Origin of the sequence: Burkholderia sp. Tr-20355 (genome assembly GCF_017104685.1) — a bacterium.
Taxonomy (GTDB): domain Bacteria; phylum Pseudomonadota; class Gammaproteobacteria; order Burkholderiales; family Burkholderiaceae; genus Burkholderia; species Burkholderia seminalis.
Genome location: NZ_JAAGPK010000080.1, coordinates 1 through 16,379, shown reverse-complemented (window position 1 = coordinate 16,379; position 16,379 = coordinate 1). Strand labels below are relative to the sequence as shown.

At 69.1% G+C, this 16,379-nt stretch carries 17 protein-coding genes; 14 read left to right on the top strand and 3 right to left on the bottom strand.

Annotated features, from left to right (window positions below; translation table 11 throughout):
- Nucleotides 1-9: 9 nt before the first annotated feature.
- The 14 genes from mtgA (at nt 10) to G3N62_RS20575 (ending at nt 14,855) form a co-directional block, all read left to right on the top strand.
- The gene (gene mtgA, locus G3N62_RS20640) at nt 10-747 is read left to right on the top strand and encodes a monofunctional biosynthetic peptidoglycan transglycosylase (RefSeq protein ID WP_124670811.1); all 738 of its coding nucleotides are present in this window, start codon (nt 10-12) and stop codon (nt 745-747) included.
- A 424-nt stretch (nt 748-1,171) separates the two neighbouring features.
- Nucleotides 1,172-2,782 (top strand): peptidase S10, encoded by a 1,611-nt coding sequence (locus tag G3N62_RS20635; RefSeq protein ID WP_124670812.1) that lies wholly within the window; start codon nt 1,172-1,174, stop codon nt 2,780-2,782.
- Between the two features lie 82 nt (nt 2,783-2,864).
- Nucleotides 2,865-3,266 (top strand): EF-hand domain-containing protein, encoded by a 402-nt coding sequence (locus tag G3N62_RS20630; protein ID WP_034186396.1) that lies wholly within the window; start codon nt 2,865-2,867, stop codon nt 3,264-3,266.
- A gap of 349 nt (nt 3,267-3,615) precedes the next feature.
- Nucleotides 3,616-4,515 carry an IclR family transcriptional regulator gene (locus G3N62_RS20625; RefSeq protein ID WP_034186397.1) on the top strand — a complete coding sequence of 300 codons (900 nt, stop codon included), beginning with the start codon at nt 3,616-3,618 and terminating at the stop codon, nt 4,513-4,515.
- Nucleotides 4,512-5,537 (top strand): 2-dehydro-3-deoxygalactonokinase, encoded by a 1,026-nt coding sequence (locus G3N62_RS20620; RefSeq protein ID WP_034186398.1) that lies wholly within the window; start codon nt 4,512-4,514, stop codon nt 5,535-5,537. Before G3N62_RS20625 ends, G3N62_RS20620 begins: the two co-directional genes overlap by 4 nt.
- 22 nt (nt 5,538-5,559) lie before the next feature.
- Nucleotides 5,560-6,237, top strand: coding sequence for a 2-dehydro-3-deoxy-6-phosphogalactonate aldolase (locus G3N62_RS20615; RefSeq protein ID WP_049030986.1), 678 nt, complete (start codon nt 5,560-5,562; stop codon nt 6,235-6,237).
- Nucleotides 6,237-7,016, top strand: a complete 780-nt coding sequence (locus G3N62_RS20610; RefSeq protein WP_059558089.1) for an SDR family oxidoreductase — start codon at nt 6,237-6,239, stop codon at nt 7,014-7,016. The genes G3N62_RS20615 and G3N62_RS20610 overlap by 1 nt, the downstream gene beginning before the upstream one ends.
- Before the next feature lie 102 nt (nt 7,017-7,118).
- Nucleotides 7,119-8,114 (top strand): arabinose ABC transporter substrate-binding protein, encoded by a 996-nt coding sequence (locus G3N62_RS20605; protein WP_049030988.1) that lies wholly within the window; start codon nt 7,119-7,121, stop codon nt 8,112-8,114.
- A gap of 68 nt (nt 8,115-8,182) precedes the next feature.
- Nucleotides 8,183-9,694: an L-arabinose ABC transporter ATP-binding protein AraG gene (araG, locus tag G3N62_RS20600; protein WP_124670813.1), complete on the top strand. Its 1,512-nt coding sequence runs from the start codon at nt 8,183-8,185 to the stop codon at nt 9,692-9,694.
- A 69-nt stretch (nt 9,695-9,763) separates the two neighbouring features.
- Nucleotides 9,764-10,780: an L-arabinose ABC transporter permease AraH gene (gene araH / locus G3N62_RS20595; protein WP_034186402.1), complete on the top strand. Its 1,017-nt coding sequence runs from the start codon at nt 9,764-9,766 to the stop codon at nt 10,778-10,780.
- 28 nt (nt 10,781-10,808) lie between these two features.
- The gene (locus tag G3N62_RS20590) at nt 10,809-11,606 is read left to right on the top strand and encodes an SDR family oxidoreductase (protein WP_124670814.1); all 798 of its coding nucleotides are present in this window, start codon (nt 10,809-10,811) and stop codon (nt 11,604-11,606) included.
- Between the two features lie 51 nt (nt 11,607-11,657).
- Nucleotides 11,658-12,719, top strand: a complete 1,062-nt coding sequence (locus G3N62_RS20585) for an aldose 1-epimerase (protein ID WP_034186404.1) — start codon at nt 11,658-11,660, stop codon at nt 12,717-12,719.
- 39 nt (nt 12,720-12,758) lie between these two features.
- Nucleotides 12,759-13,601, top strand: a complete 843-nt coding sequence (pyrF, locus tag G3N62_RS20580) for an orotidine-5'-phosphate decarboxylase (protein WP_034186405.1) — start codon at nt 12,759-12,761, stop codon at nt 13,599-13,601.
- Between the two features lie 195 nt (nt 13,602-13,796).
- Nucleotides 13,797-14,855: a hypothetical protein gene (locus G3N62_RS20575; RefSeq protein WP_049030189.1), complete on the top strand. Its 1,059-nt coding sequence runs from the start codon at nt 13,797-13,799 to the stop codon at nt 14,853-14,855.
- Nucleotides 14,856-14,890: 35 nt separating this feature from the next.
- Here G3N62_RS20575 and G3N62_RS20570 read toward each other — a convergent pair whose 3' ends face one another.
- The 3 genes from G3N62_RS20570 to G3N62_RS20560 all read right to left on the bottom strand — a co-directional run.
- On the bottom strand, nt 14,891-15,391 hold the full coding sequence (locus G3N62_RS20570) for a CinA family protein (protein WP_034186407.1): 501 nt from the start codon (nt 15,389-15,391) through the stop codon (nt 14,891-14,893).
- 31 nt (nt 15,392-15,422) lie between these two features.
- Nucleotides 15,423-15,968 (bottom strand): phosphatidylglycerophosphatase A, encoded by a 546-nt coding sequence (locus G3N62_RS20565; protein WP_069706795.1) that lies wholly within the window; start codon nt 15,966-15,968, stop codon nt 15,423-15,425.
- Nucleotides 15,958-16,379 (bottom strand): AIR synthase-related protein (locus G3N62_RS20560; protein WP_241013156.1); only part of this gene is annotated, 422 nt, incomplete at its 5' end. The genes G3N62_RS20565 and G3N62_RS20560, both read right to left, overlap by 11 nt.

The following is a 16,379-nucleotide window of genomic DNA, read 5'->3' as shown; positions in this document are numbered from 1 at the left end:
GCGCGGCACGTGGTGGCGGTGAGCAGCACGCAGCGCACGCGATCGGTGAGCCTCGCTCGCTGGGTCGCCTATGCGGGATCGGTGTTCGCGCTCGCGTGGCTCGCGACGCAGCTGTTCTATCTTGCGCAGATCGCGTTGTGGTCGTTCGTGAACCCGGGCTCGACCGCGTTCATGCGCACCGACGCGTGGTGGCTGTCGCGCGCGACGCCGCCCGCGCAGATCCAGCACCAGTGGGTGCCGTACGACCAGATCTCGCGCAACCTGAAGCGCGCGCTGATCGCGTCCGAGGACGCGACCTTCGCGACCAACAACGGCTACGACGTCGACGCGATCCTGCAGGCGTGGGAGAAGAACAAGGCGCGCGGCAGGATCGTCGCGGGCGGCTCGACGATCACGCAGCAACTTGCGCGCAACCTGTTCCTGTCGCGCGAGAAGAGCTACATCCGCAAGGGGCAGGAGCTCGTCATCACGTGGATGCTCGAAGCGGTGCTCGACAAGGAGCGCATCTTCGAGATCTACCTGAATTCCGTCGAATGGGGCCGCGGCGTGTACGGCGCCGAGGCGGCCGCCCGCTATTACTACAAGGTTCCCGCGAGCCGGCTCGGTGCGTGGCAGTCGGCGCGTCTCGCGGTGATGCTGCCGAAGCCGCGCTGGTTCGACGCGCATCGCGGCTCGGCCTACCAGGCACAGCGCGCGGCGGTCATCGCGCGCCGGATGGGGACGGCCGAACTGCCGCAATCGGAGTGAGCGGCGCGAGCGCGCCGTCGCATTGTCCGTTCCGTCGCCCGTGCGCCATTGCTGCGCCGCAGCGCATTCGTGTCGCGCGCATGTCGGGCCACATCCGTTAGACGAATTCGTCTATTTCGCTTTCCTGAGCAATGCGGGCGACCGTGCGTTTTTGTTTGCCTGCATGGCACGAATTTCGCCCTTTTTTAGTCTCTGCGGGTAAACGCGAAAGCCGATGAAAGCGACGTGAAATGCAACGTTTCACGATTCGAAGTATTCCTGAAAGGTGTGCGCCGCACCGTCGGCCGGCCAAATATTTCAAAATTTTTCAAAGCTGACGGGCTCGCGTATATTGGCCAGCGCCTCGGCTCATCGGCCGCAAGCGAGGCGGGGGGCGGCTTATCCGGCTGCTCGACACAAAAAACATCCGAGAAGGAAAGCAACGATGCCAGCGAGCAAAGCGAAGCTGTTGTTGGGGGTAGTGTTTTCTTCGCTGATCCTGACGGCCTGCAACGACGACGTGACATCGTCCGCCGCTGCGAACGCCGCCAATTCAGCCGATCCCGCCGCTCAGGCGGACCGGGCGTACAACGATCCGAACAGTTATTCGTCGAGTGCGAACGCGTCGCTCGACCCTTCCGCCGCGGTTGAAAAGGCCGCCGTCACGCATCACCAGATCACGCTGAACGGCAAGACGATCCGCTATACGGCCACGGCCGGCCACCTCGTCGCGCGCAATCCGCAGACCGGCGCGCCCGAAGCCTCGTTCTTCTACGTCGCCTACACGGCCGACAACCAGCCCGCGGCGAAGCGGCCCGTCACGTTCCTGTACAACGGCGGCCCGGGCTCGGCATCGGTGTGGCTGCACCTCGGTTCGTTCGGCCCGCGCCGGATCCAGACGGGCGACCCGAACGCGAATACGTCGACGTTCCCGTTCGTCGACAACCAGGAAAGCCTGCTCGACACGACCGACCTCGTGTTCGTCGATGCGATCGGCACCGGCTTTTCCGAAGCGATCGCGCCGAACACGAACCAGACGTTCTGGGGCGTCGACCAGGACGGCGGCGCCTTCCGCGATTTCGTCACGCGCTACCTGACCGTGAATCAGCGCACCGGTTCGCCGAAATACCTGTTCGGCGAATCGTACGGCACGCCGCGCACCGACGTGCTCGCGAACCTGCTCGAGACGGCCGGCGTGAAGCTCGACGGCATCGTGCTGCAGTCGTCGATCCTGAACTACAACACGAACTGCGACATGGCGAGCGACTACGTCGGCAACTCGAACAACGGGTCGAGCCCGGTGAGTTGCGCGGGCTTCGTGCCGTCGTACGGGGCCGTCGGCGCGTACTATCAGCTCGACAATCCGAACCCGTCGAACCTGCCGCAGTACGCGGACCAGATGCGCCTGCTGACGGCCGGCAGCTACGCGCCCGCCGTGAACGCGTACCTCGCGAGCCATACGCCGCCGCCGCCGAACCTCGTGACGACGATGGTGAATGCGACCGGCGTGAAGCAGTCGCTGTGGAATGCGGACTTCAACGTGATCCCGACCTTCTTCGACAACAGCTTCCAGCTGTCGCTGGTCCCGGGCACGCTGATCGGCCGCTACGACGCGCGCGTGAACGTGCCCGTGTCGAGCCCGCTCGCGGCGGACGGCGATCCGTCGAGCTCGTTCATCACGAAGCCGTTCACCGACACGATCGGCCGCTACCTGCCGAACGAACTGAAGTACACCGCGCAGTCGGTCTACTCGGTGAGCAGCAACGCGATCAACACGTGGGACTGGACGCACGACGGGCTCGCGATGCCCGACACGATTCCCGACCTCGCCGCGGCGCTGACGCTGAACCCGCAGCTGAAGGTGCTGTCGTTGAACGGGTATCACGACATCGCGACGCCGTTCTACCAGACCGAGCTCGACCTCGCGCGGCTCGGGACGCAGCCGAACCTGACGATCAAGGACTATCAGGGCGGACACATGGTCTATCTCGACGATACGTCGCGTCCGCAGGAGAAAGCCGACCTCGTGACCTTCTACAACGCGGCCGCGCACTGATGCAGCGCCGGGCCGGCGTCGGGCGCCCGCGAGGGCGCCGTCCGCCGTCCGTCGACGACCTCATTCCAGACTGGAGCCTGATATGAAGAACCGTTTCATCGTCGTTGCCGCGGCGCTCGCATGGGTCGGCGCCGCAGCATCCGTATCCGCGTTCGCGCAGGCGAGCGATGCCGCCGCACCGGCGCGTGCGCGCCAGGCGCAGCTCGGCGATCCGTACGTGCCGCCGGCCGCGCGCCGCGCGACCGCCGGCACGCAGACGACCGGCGCCGCGCTGCATGCGCAGGTGGTGCGCAAGCTCGCGAGCCAGTTCAGCGCGGCCGACACGCAGAACACGGGCTCGATCACCGAGTCGCAGGCGCGCGCGGCCGGCCTCGGCTATGTCGCGAATCACTTCCGGCAGATCGATGCGGGCGGCAACGGCCGCGTGTCGTTCGCCGACGTGCAGCGCTACATGCAGGCACGCAGCACGAGCAGCCAGCAGTAAGCGCGGCGGATCGTGAACCAACGGGGGCGGAACCCGCGACACGGCGGGTTCCGCCCCCGTGTTCATGGCGCGGCCGTTGCCTCGCACCCGCGGCCGGTTTCCGCCGGATTCTCATTATCTGGACAACGCATTCAAATATTGGAGCCGAGTGCGCGCGCTCCTACAATCCGAAGCACATCGACAGCTTCGGACCCACGCATCGCGCGGCGCCCGTCGCACACGGAGACACCTTCCATGAAGTTCGCCGGGCGCTTTACTCGGTGCATCGACCGCCGCCACGCCGCAGCACGGGACCTCGTTCCGGCGCCGCGCGTGCGGCTTCACCGATTCCGTTGAAGAAGCCCGTTCCATGACCAAGATGCCCGATTCCCTTGCCCTCGACGCCCGGCGCGCGACGCCGGCCGATGTCTCGCTGACCGACAGCATCGGCGCGACCAGCACGCCGCTCGATCTCGCCGCGCAGCAGGCCGGCACGCAGACGCTGCTGCGCGGCCTCGCGATCCTCGAGGCGATCGCGAACGGCGCGCGCGACATGCGCGCGATCGGCGCGGCGCTCGGGACGACGCGCAGCACGACGCACCGTCTCGTCAGCAGCCTCGTGCAGGCGCGCTACCTGCGCCAGGTGCAGGGCGGCTACCTGCTCGGCCCGAAGCTGATCGAGCTCGGCACGATCGCGCTCGAGCAGATGCCGCTCACCGCGGTGGCGCGGCCGCATCTCGAAGCGCTCGCGGAAGCGACGCTCGACACGATCCACCTCGGCGTGCGCGACGGCGACGACGTGCTGTACATCGACAAGATTCCCGGCACGCGCGGCCTCGAGATGCGCTCGCGCGTCGGCCACCGGATGCCGCTCGCGTCGACCGGCATCGGCAAGGCAATGATGCTCGACCTCGATCCGGACCTGTGGCGTTCGCTGTTCGAGGCCGCGCGACGCGCGCTGGCCGGCGTCAATTTCAAGCCCGACAACCGGCCCGAGACGAGCGCGTTCCTGCAGCGCATGGCCCACTACGCGGCCGGCGGCTATACGTTCGACCTCGAGGAGAACGAGGCGTCGATCCGCTGCGTGGCCGCACCGATCCGCGACGCGTCGGGCGCGATCGTCGCGGCCGTGTCGGTCGCCAGCACCATTCCGTACATGCCGCACGACCGGATGGACGAACTGATTCCGCTCGTGCAGCGCGAAGCGCGAGCCATTTCCGCGGAACTGGGCTGGAGCCCGCCGCAGGGTACCCGCAGGATCAAACGATGACCACTTCGACCCGGCCCGCTCCGGACGCCAGCACCGCCTTTCCGTCGCTGATCGCGCTCGACTGGGGCACGACGTCGCTGCGCGCCTACCTGTACGACGCGCGCGGCGCGCTGCTCGACACGCGCAGCCGCGCGGCGGGCGTGATGCATGTGCCGGGCGGCGGCGCGCGCGCGTTCGACGCCGTCTTCGAGGAAGCGTGCGGCGACTGGCTCGACCGCACGCCCGGCCTGCCGGTGCTTGCCGCCGGGATGGTGGGCAGCGCGCAGGGCTGGCGCGAGGCGCCGTACGTCGCGGTGCCGGCCGGCGCCGACGCGCTCGTCGCGGGCCTCATCACGGTGACGACGTCGCGCGGCGCGACGGTCTCGATCGTGCCGGGCGTGATCGCGACGGGCGAACTGCCCGACGTGATGCGCGGCGAAGAAACGCAGATCGTCGGCGCACTCGCGAGCGATCCCACGCTTGGCGCCGATCGTTCAGGGGTACTGATCGGCTTGCCGGGCACGCATGCGAAATGGGCGTGGGTGAAGCACGGGTTGATCGAACGTTTCCAGACCTTCATGACGGGCGAGCTGTTTGCCGTGCTGCGCGATCACACGATCCTCGGCCGCACGATGCGCGCGGGCGCCTCGCCCGACCGCGACGCATTCGTGCGCGGCGTGTCGGTCGCGCGCGGCGCGCAGCGCACCGGGCTGCTCGCGACGATTTTCAGCACGCGCACGCTGGGGCTGACCGACCGGCTCGCGCCCGATGCGCAGGGCGACTACCTGTCGGGCCTGCTGATCGGCCATGAACTCAATGCGCTCGACGCGATGCTCGCGGAGCGCGGCATCGCGCTCGCGGACCAGCCGCTCTTGCTGATCGGCGACGACGGCTTGTGCGCGCGCTACGTCGACGCGCTCGAGGTATTTGGCCATGCGCATGCGCGCGTTGCCGCGCATGCGACCGAGCGCGGCCTGTGGCGCATCGCGTCGCGTGCCGGGCTCGTGCGCGCGGACGGCGAGCCCGTCTGCGCCGACCAATGAACTGCTTGCAGAGGAATCTTCGATGTCGTCCGACCTGACCTTGCCCGCGCCGTACACGCCCCACGCCGCCCTGATGCGCGCGTTCGACGCGTGTCCGCTGATCGCGATCATGCGCGGCATCACGCCCGCCGAGGCGGCCGACCACGGCCGCGCGCTGTACGAGGCCGGCTTCCGGATCGTCGAAGTGCCGCTCAACTCGCCGGATCCGTTCGACAGCATCGCGGCGCTGCGGCGCGCGCTGCCGGACGACGCGATCGTCGGCGCGGGCACCGTGCTGCGTGCCGAGTACGTCGACCGCGTGCAGGACGCGGGCGGCGCGCTGATCGTGATGCCGCACAGCGACGCGGCGGTGATCCGCCGCGCCCGCGAGCGCGGCCTCGCGAGCGCACCGGGCGTCGCGACGCCGACCGAGGCGTTCGCGGCCCTGACGCACGGCGCCGACGTGCTGAAGATGTTCCCGGCCGAACAGCTCGGCGTGCCGGTCGTGAAGGCATGGCGCGCGGTGATCGACCGCGCGGTGCCGCTGATCCCGGTCGGCGGCATTTCGCCCGACAACATGGCGCCGTTCCTCGACGCGGGCGCGAACGGCTTCGGCCTTGGCTCGGCGCTGTACCGGCCCGGCCAGTCGGCCGACACGACGGCGGCGAACGCGCGCGCGTTCCAGGCCGGCTTGCGCGTCGCGCGCGGCGGAGCGGCATGATGGGCCGCCTCGCGGGCAAGGTCGCGATGGTGACGGGCGCGGGCCGGGGTATCGGCGCCGCGATCGCCCGCGCGTTCGTTCGCGAGGGCGCGGCCGTCGCGCTCGTCGATCTCGATTTCCCGCAGGCGCAGCACACGGCCGCCGCGATCGCGCGCGAATTCGACGGCGCGCGCGTGTTGCCGCTGCAGGCCGACGTCGCGCGGCAGGATGCGGTGCGCGATGCGCTCGCGCGGACCGAAGCGGCGTTCGGTCCGCTCGACGTGCTCGTGAACAACGCGGGCATCAACGTGTTCGCCGATCCGCTGACGATGACCGACGACGACTGGCGCCGCTGCTTCGCGGTCGATCTCGACGGCGTGTGGCACGGTTGCCGCGCGGCGCTGGAGGGAATGGTCGAGCGCGGCCGCGGCAGCATCGTGAACATCGCGTCGACGCATGCATTCAGGATCATCCCGGGCTGCTTTCCGTACCCGGTCGCGAAGCACGGCGTGCTCGGTCTCACGCGCGCGCTCGGCATCGAATACGCGGCGCGCAACGTGCGCGTGAACGCGATCGCGCCGGGCTACATCGAGACGCAGCTCACGCGCGATTGGTGGGACGCGCAACCCGATCCGGCCGCCGCGCGCGCCGCGACGCTCGCGCTGCAGCCGATGAAGCGGATCGGCCGGCCGGAGGAGGTCGCGATGACAGCCGTGTTCCTGGCGTCCGACGAGGCACCGTTCATCAATGCCGCCTGCATCACCGTCGACGGCGGGCGCGCGGCGCTGTACCACGACTGACGCAACGATTCGAAAGACCGCACGTGCGACGGCCGCGCGCACGCTGCGTCGAAACCAACAAGCGGCTGCATCCTGTTCGATGAAAACAAGGAGACACTGGAGATGAAACGCAGAACGTTCGTAACGCTGGCGGCCGCGGCCGCGGTGGTGATGGGCAGCCCGGTCGCGCACGCGGCCGACCCGGTCAAGATCGGTTTCCTGGTGAAGCAGCCGGAAGAGCCGTGGTTCCAGGACGAGTGGAAGTTCGCCGAAATCGCGGCGAAGCAAAAGGGCTTCACGCTCGTGAAGATCGGCGCGCCGTCCGGCGAGAAGGTGATGAGCGCGATCGACAACCTGTCCGCGCAGAAGGCGCAGGGCTTCATCATCTGCACGCCCGACGTGAAGCTCGGGCCGGGCATCGTCGCGAAGGCGAAGTCGCACAACCTGAAGATGATGACGGTCGACGACCGCCTCGTCGACGGCGCGGGCAAGCCGATCGAGTCGGTGCCGCACATGGGGATCTCCGCGTACAACATCGGCAAGCAGGTCGGCGACGGCATCGCGGCCGAGATCAAGAAGCGCGGCTGGGACATGAAGGACGTCGGCGCGATCGACATCACCTACGAGCAGCTGCCGACCGCGCACGACCGCACGAGCGGCGCGACCGACGCGCTGGTGGCCGCCGGCTTCCCGAAGGCGAACGTGATCGCGGCGCCGCAGGCGAAGACCGATACGGAAAACGCGTTCAACGCGGCGAACATCGCGCTCACGAAGAACCCGCAGTTCAAGCACTGGGTCGCGTACGGTCTGAACGACGAGGCCGTGCTCGGCGCGGTACGCGCGGCCGAAGGGCGCGGCTTCAAGGCCGACAACATGATCGGCATCGGCATCGGCGGGTCCGACTCGGCGCTGAACGAGTTCAAGAAGCCGCAGCCGACGGGCTTCTACGGCACCGTGATCATCAGCCCGAAGCGCCACGGCGAGGAAACCTCGGACCTGATGTACACGTGGATCACGCAGGGCAAGGCGCCGCCGCCGCTGACGCTGACGACGGGCATGCTCGCGACGCGCGACAACGTGTCGAAGGTACGCGACGAGATGGGGCTCGCGTCGAAGTAAGCGGCCCGCCGGCTGCCGCGGCGATGCGGCGGCCGGCGGTCGATCGATTTCGGAAGTGGAGAGACGACGTGTCAGCGGCACTGCGTTTTGACAATATCGGCAAGGTATTTCCCGGCGTGCGCGCACTCGACGGCATTTCGTTCGACGTGCAGGCGGGCGAAGTGCATGGCCTGATGGGCGAGAACGGCGCGGGCAAGTCGACGCTGTTGAAGATTCTCGGCGGCGAATACCAGCCCGATGCGGGCAGCGTGCTGGTCGACGGCCAGCCCGTGCAGTTCGCGAATGCGGCCGCGTCGATCGCGGCCGGCATCGCGGTGATTCACCAGGAGCTGCAGTACGTCCCCGACCTGACGGTCGCGGAAAACCTGCTGCTCGGCCGCCTGCCGAACGCCTTCGGCTGGGTGAGGAAGCGCGAGGCGAAGCGCTACGTGCGCGAGCGGCTCGCGGCGATGGGCGTCGACCTCGATCCCGACGCGAAGCTCGGGCGGCTGTCGATCGCGCAGCGGCAGATGGTCGAGATCTGCAAGGCGCTGATGCGCAATGCGCGCGTGATCGCGCTCGACGAACCGACCAGTTCGCTGTCGCATCGCGAGACCGAGGTGCTGTTCAAGCTCGTCGACGACCTGCGTGCGCAGGGCCGCGCGCTGATCTACATCTCGCACCGGATGGACGAGATCTACCGGCTCTGCAATGCGTGCACGATTTTCCGCGACGGGCGCAAGATCGCGTCGCACGAGTCGCTCGCCGACGTGCCGCGCGAACGGCTCGTCGCCGAGATGGTCGGGCGCGAGATTTCGGACATCTACCATTACGCGCCGCGCGCGCTCGGCGACGTGCGGTTCTCCGCCGAAGGCATCGACGGCCATGCGCTGCGCGCACCCGCGAGCTTCTCGGTGCGCGCGGGCGAGATCGTCGGCTTCTTCGGGCTGGTGGGCGCGGGCCGCAGCGAACTGATGCGGCTCGTGTACGGCGCGGACCACCGGCGCGCGGGCGTGCTGACGCTCGACGGCGCGCGCATCGACGTGAAGCGCACCGGCGACGCGATCCGCCACGGCATCGTGCTGTGCCCCGAGGACCGCAAGGAAGAAGGGATCATCGCGATCGCGTCGGTCGCGGAGAACATCAACATCAGTTGCCGCCGCCATTCGCTGCGCGCGGGGCTGTTCATCAACCGCAAGGCCGAAAGCGAAACGGCCGACCGCTTCATCCAGCGGCTGAAGATCAAGACGCCGAACCGGCGCCAGAAGATCCGCTTCCTGTCGGGCGGCAACCAGCAGAAGGCGATCCTGTCGCGCTGGCTGGCGGAGCCCGACCTGAAGGTCGTGATCCTCGACGAGCCGACGCGCGGGATCGACGTCGGCGCGAAGCACGAGATCTACGACGTGATCTACCGGCTCGCGGAGCGCGGCTGCGCGATCGTGATGGTGTCGTCGGAGCTGCCGGAAGTGCTCGGCGTGTCCGACCGCATCGTCGTGATGCGCGAAGGCCGGATCGCCGGCGAGCTGCCGCGCGAACGGGCGAACGAGCACGCGGTGCTGAGCCTCGCGCTGCCGCAGACGAGCGCGGTCGAGGCAGCCTGACGCGACCGGCGACAATCGAATCGAACCTGCGCGGCGCGGGCCGCGCGAAGCAGGAGCAGGAGACACACCATGCAAGTCAACGAAAACCTCGCCAGCGCCGCCGTGAAGCCGACGGCCGACGCGCTGGTTCCACAGCAGGGCGACCGCCAGAAGTGGTGGCAGCACCTGACCGAATACAGCCTGATCGCGATCTTCGCGGTGATGTTCATCACGATGTCGCTGACGGTCGATCATTTCTTCTCGATCGACAACATGCTCGGCCTCGCGTTGTCGATCTCGCAGATCGGCATGGTCGCGTGCACGATGATGTTCTGTCTCGCGTCGCGCGACTTCGACCTGTCGATCGGCTCGACCGTCGCGTTCTCCGGCGTGCTGTGCGCGATGGTGCTGAACGCGACCGACAACACGTTCGTCGCGATCGTCGCGGCGGTCGCGGCCGGCGCCGCGATCGGCTTCGTGAACGGCGCGGTGATCGCGTACCTGCGCATCAACGCGCTGATCACGACGCTCGCGACGATGGAGATCGTGCGCGGGCTCGGCTTCATCGTGTCGAAAGGGCAGGCGGTCGGCGTGTCGTCGGATACCTTCATCGCGCTCGGCGGGCTCACGCTCTTCGGCGTGTCGTTGCCGATCTGGGTCACGCTGCTGTGCTTCATCGCGTTCGGCGTGCTGCTGAACCAGACGGTATACGGCCGCAACACGCTCGCGATCGGCGGCAACCCCGAGGCATCGCGGCTCGCGGGGATCAACGTCGAACGCACGCGCGTCTACATCTTCCTGATCCAGGGCGCGGTGACGGCGCTCGCGGGCGTGATCCTCGCATCGCGCATCACGTCGGGCCAGCCGAACGCCGCGCAGGGCTTCGAACTGAACGTGATTTCCGCGTGCGTGCTCGGCGGCGTGTCGCTGATGGGCGGCCGTGCGACGATCTCCGGCGTCGTGATCGGCGTGCTGATCATGGGCACCGTCGAGAACGTGATGAACCTGTTGAACATCGACGCGTTCTACCAGTACCTCGTGCGCGGCGCGATCCTGCTCGCGGCCGTGCTGCTCGACCAGCTGAAGAACCGCGGCGTACGCGACTGACCGACCGGTTTCCACGGAGACGAACCGCATGACCATCGACACTTCCGCGCACGGCGCGAGCGCCGCGCGATACGCGCGATACCCGAGCCTCGAGGATCGCGCGGTGCTGATCACGGGCGGCGCGACCGGCATCGGCGCGGCGTTCGTCGAGCACTTCGCCGCGCAGGGCGCGCGCGTCGCGTTCGTCGACCTCGACGCGGCCGCGGGCGCCGCGCTGGCGGACAGCCTCGCGCACGTGCGCCACGCGCCGCTGTTCATCCAGTGCGACCTGACCGACATCGACGCGCTGCGCCGTGCGATCGACGCGATCCGCGCGCGCATCGGCGCGATCGCGGTGCTCGTGAACAACGCGGCGAACGACGCGCGCCACGCGATCGGCGACGTGACGCCCGACGCGTTCGACGCGGGCATCGCGGTGAACCTGCGCCACCAGTTCTTCGCCGCGCAGGCGGTGATCGACGACATGAAGCAGCAGGGCGGCGGCGCGATCATCAATCTCGGCTCGATCAGCTGGATGCTGAAAAACGGCGGTTATCCCGTCTACGTGATGGCGAAGGCCGCCGTGCAGGGGCTCACGCGCGGGCTCGCGCGCGACCTCGGCCCGGTCGGCATCCGCGTGAATTCGCTGGTGCCGGGCTGGGTGATGACCGACAAGCAGCGCCGGCTGTGGCTCGACGACGCGGGCCGCGCGGCGATCAAGGCCGGCCAGTGCATCGACGCCGAGCTGCTGCCGGCCGACCTCGCGCGGATGGCGCTGTTTCTCGCGGCCGACGACAGCCGGATGATCACCGCGCAGGACGTGATCGTCGACGGCGGCTGGGCCTGACCCGTTCGCACCGACCTGCATCGTTTCCTCGACGAAGGAAAGGAGTTCGCCATGACCGCCCCGTCCTCGCACGCATCGTCGTCCACCAGCCAGTCGCGCCGCGCGCGCCTGGCCGCCGCCGCGCAGCCGGTCAGCCCCGGCCCGCAGACGGCCGCGTTCGCGCAGGGCGTCGGCGCCGCGCATGCGGCGGCCGTCACGCTGTCGAACGCGTCGTTGCGGCTCGACGTGCTGCCGCACCTCGGCGGCGGCATCGCGCGCTTCGACTGGCGCGGCGACAACGGCGCGCTGATGCCGGTGTTCCGCCGCTGCGAGCACCCGGAGACGGCGACGGACCCGAACGAGCTCGCGTGTTATCCGCTGCTGCCTTACTCGAACCGGATCGGCGACGGGCGCTTCGAATGCGACGGGCGCAAGATCGCGGTGCCGCGCAACCGCCGCGACGAGCCGCTGCCGATCCACGGCGACGGCTGGCTCGCGCCGTGGCAGGTGGACGATGCGACCGGCACGACGCTGCAGTTGTCGCTCGACCGCGCGGGCGGCGCGCCGTATGCGTTCCGCGCGATCCAGTCGTTCGAACTCGACGATGCGACGCTGTCGATCGCGCTGACGATCGAGAACGCGGGGCGCGCGCGGCTGCCGTTCGGGCTCGGCGTGCATCCGTTTCTCGTGCGCGACAGCGTGACCGAGCTGGCCGCGGCGGCCGGCGGGCTGTGGCTGTCCGGCGCCGATTTCCTGCCGGTGCGGCACGTGAGCGTGCCGCCGGCCTGGCAGTTCGGCGTCGCGTATCCGCTGCCGGCCGCGCTCGTCAATCACGCGTTCACCGGCTGGGGCGGCCACGCGACGGTGAGCTGGCCGCGCCGCGGGCTGTCGCTGACCGTCGCGGCGGACGCCGACGCGTACGTGCTCTACACGCCGCCGGGCGAGGATTTCTTCTGCTTCGAGCCGGTCGATCATCCGATCAATGCGGTGAACCTGCCGGGCGGCGCGGCCGCGCACGGGATGACGCTGCTCGCGCCCGGCGAGCGCCTCACGCGGCGCTTCGCGTTCACCGTCGAACGCGCCGATGCACGCGGCCATGCCGCGACACGCGAGGGACGCCGGCGACGCGGGTAAAATACGCGGTCTACCAACGGTTTGCCGCGAGTACCCGCCATGTCTTCCCCGCTTACTTTCATCGAATCGCTGCGCGCCGCGTGGCAGCGCACCGACTCGCTGCTGTGTGTCGGCCTCGATCCCGAGCCGTCGCGCTTTCCCGTGCAGTTCGACGGCCAGCCCGACGCGATCTTCGAATTCTGCCGGCAGATCGTCGACGCGACCGCGCCGTACGCGAGCGCGTTCAAGCCGCAGATCGCCTACTTCGCCGCGCATCGCGCGGAAGACCAGCTCGAGCGCCTGATCGCGCACATCCACCTCCAGCATCCGGGCCTGCCCGTGATCCTCGACGCGAAGCGCGGCGACATCGGCAGCACGGCCGAGCAGTACGCGCGCGAAGCGTTCGAGCGCTATCGCGCGGACGCCGTCACGGTGAACCCGTACATGGGCTACGACTCGGTCGAGCCGTACTTCGAGCACGAAGGCAAGGGTGTGATCGTGCTGTGCCGCACGTCGAACCCGGGCGGTTCCGACCTGCAGTTCCTCGAAACGGGCGGGGCCGGCCATCCGGGCCGGCCGCTGTACCAGGTCGTCGCCGACCTCGCGGCGAACAAGTGGAACGCGAGGAACGGCCAGCTCGGCCTCGTGGTCGGCGCCACGTTCCCGAAGGAAATCGAGATCGTGCGCGGGATCGTCGGCGACATGCCGCTGCTGATCCCCGGCATCGGCGCGCAGGGCGGCGACGTGCAGGCGACCGTCAGCGCGGGCCGCACGGCCGACGGCACCGGCATGATGATCAACTCGTCGCGCGCGATCCTGTACGCGAGCAAGGGCGAGGACTTCGCCGAAGCCGCGGCGCTCGCCGCGCAGAAGACGCGCGACACGATCAACGCGCATCGCTGACATGCCGGCCGCCCGTTCGGGCGGCCACCGGCCGCGCCCGCGCCCGCGGGCCGCGCGCCTTCATCGCGTGTGTGCCGCGCTGGCGCACACGAACAACTTCCCGTCGCTTCCGCACCGCATGCCCGCCGTTCATTCGCGCGATGCTGCCGCTTGTCATCGAACTGTAACGAAAATGTCAAGAAAGGGAGTGACGCCATGCCCAAGCTGTCCCGCCGTGTCCTGAGCGCGTTCGCCGCATCGTGGTGCATGACGTTCGCCCATGCGGCGGACCTGTCGCACTGGCCGGCCGACAGCGCGAAGGCGCTGAACGCGATGATCGCCGCGCACGCGCACCGCGGCGACTACGCGGTGTTCGACGCCGACAACACGACCTACCGCTACGACCTCGAGGAATCGCTGCTGCCGTACCTCGAGAACCGCGGCGTGCTGACGCGCGACACGCTCGACCCGTCGCTGAAGCTGATCCCGTTCAAGGATTCCGCCGACTACCGGGAGTCGCTGACGAGCTATTACTACCGGCTGTGCGAGATCGACGACCTCGTCTGCTACCCGTGGATCGCGCAGGCGTTCGCCGGGCAGTCGCTCGCCGACCTGAAGCGCCACGTCGACGCGATGCTCGCCGACGGCAAGCCGGTTCCGGTCCGCTACTGGCAGGGCGACAAGGTGGTCGACGGCACGGTGAACCCGCCGCGCTTCTTCCGCGGCATGCAGGAGCTGTACACCGCGCTGCGCGAGAACGGCATCGACGTCTACGTGATGACGGCCGCGCACGAGGAGCTCGCGCGGCTCGTGCTGTCCGACCCGAAGTACGGCTACCACGTGAAGCCGCAGAACGTGATCGGCGTGACGACGCTGCTGCGCAACCCGGCGACCGGCGCGCTGACGACGTCGCGGCTGCAGATCAAGGCCGGCAAGTACGACGAGGCCGCGAACCGCAGCCTGGTGATCACGCCGTTCCTGATGAACCCGATGACGTGGTACGAAGGCAAGCTCGGTTCGATCGTCGGCTGGATCGACCAGTGGAAGAAGCCGGTGCTGGTCGCGGGCGACACGCCGGCGTCCGACGGCTACATGCTGCTGAACGCGACCGACGTCGCGCGCGGCGGCGTGCGCGTGTGGGTCAACAAGAAGGACAAGCAGATGACGCAGATCCGCGCGTGGTCGGACGAATCGGCCGCGAAGCAGAAATCGCTCGGCCTGCCGGTGACGGCGGACAAGAACTGGATCGTCGTGAAGCCCGACGCGATCCAGTAAGCGGCAAGCGGGGCGCGTCGCGCGCCCCGGCCCGGTCAGCCTTCGCGCTCGTCGAGCAGCTTCAGCAGCCCGCGCAGCGCATGCGCGGCCGCCTGCGTGCGGATCTGCTCGCGGTCGCCCTTGAACACGAGCGTCTCGACGTCGGTATGCAGCCGGTTGCTCCAGCCGAACGACACGGTGCCGACCGGCTTCTTCTCGCTGCCGCCGGCCGGGCCGGCGATGCCCGTGACGGACAGCGCGACCTGCGCGCGGCTGTTGCGCAGCGCGCCTTCGGCCATCGCGCGCGCGACGGGCTCGCTGACGGCGCCGTGCTTGTCGATCAGGTCGGGCGGCACGCCGATCATCTCGATCTTGGCCTGGTTCGAGTACGTGACGAACCCGCGCTCGAACCACTGGCTGCTGCCGGAAATGTCGGTGATCGCCGCGGCGATCATCCCGCCGGTGCAGGATTCGGCAGTGGCGAGCGTCAGGTGCTCGTCACGCAGCTTGTTGCCTGCGCGGATCGCAAGCTGATGGACGACGGAATCGGTTGGCATGCGCGTCGGGATACGGGAGTCGGGAAATCGGTCAGCCGACGACGGAGCGCCACAGGGCGATCACGAGCAGCGTCATGAACGCGGCGACCAGGTCGTCGGTCATGATGCCGAGCCCGCCTTTCAGGCGGCGGTCGAAATAGCGGATCGGCGGCGGCTTGAGCATGTCGAAGAAGCGGAACGCGACGAACGCCCACAGCTGGCCGATGAAGGTCGCCGGCGTGACGAACAGCATCACGAGCCAGATCGCGACGATCTCGTCCCAGACGACGGCGCCCGGATCGGACCTGCCCGTCTTCCTCGCGGTGAAACCGGTGATCCACGTGCCCGCCGCGAAGCCGACGGCGATCAGCGCCCACCATTCGGGCACCGTCAGGTAGCGGTTGAGCACGACGAACGTCAGCCAGCCGAACAGCGAGCCGAACGTGCCGGGCATGATCGGCGCGAGCCCGCTGCCGAAACCGAGCGACACGATGTGCGCCGGGTGCGACAGCATGAAGCGCGCGGTCACGCGCTGCGGCGCGTCGGGTGCGGCGCCGGTCTCGGCCGCGGCAGGCGCGGGCGTCGGGTCAGTCTGCATGGAAGTGGTCGAAGCCGTGCAACGTGAGAGCGAGGGGCGCGCCGGCGGCGTCGTGCCACGCGATCGCGGGGAGCGCCGACGGCGCGGACATCGCGCGTATTGTACCGATTCGCGTGACCGGCACGCCGGCCGTTGCGCCGGCCGCCTCGACCGCCGCGCGGGCCGCGGCCGGCGCGGTGAAGCACAGTTCGTAGTCGTCGCCGCCCGCCAGCGTGCAACGGCGCTGCACGTCGGGCGGCAGCGTCGCGAGCGCGGCCGAGCGCGGCACCGCGTCGGCGTCGATCTCGGCGCGCACGTTCGAGCGCGTCAGTATGTGCTGCAGGTCGCCGGCGAGGCCGTCGGAGAGGTCGAGCGCCGCGTGCGCGACGCCCGCGAGCGCCAGGCCGAGCGCGATGCGCGGCTCGGGCCGCA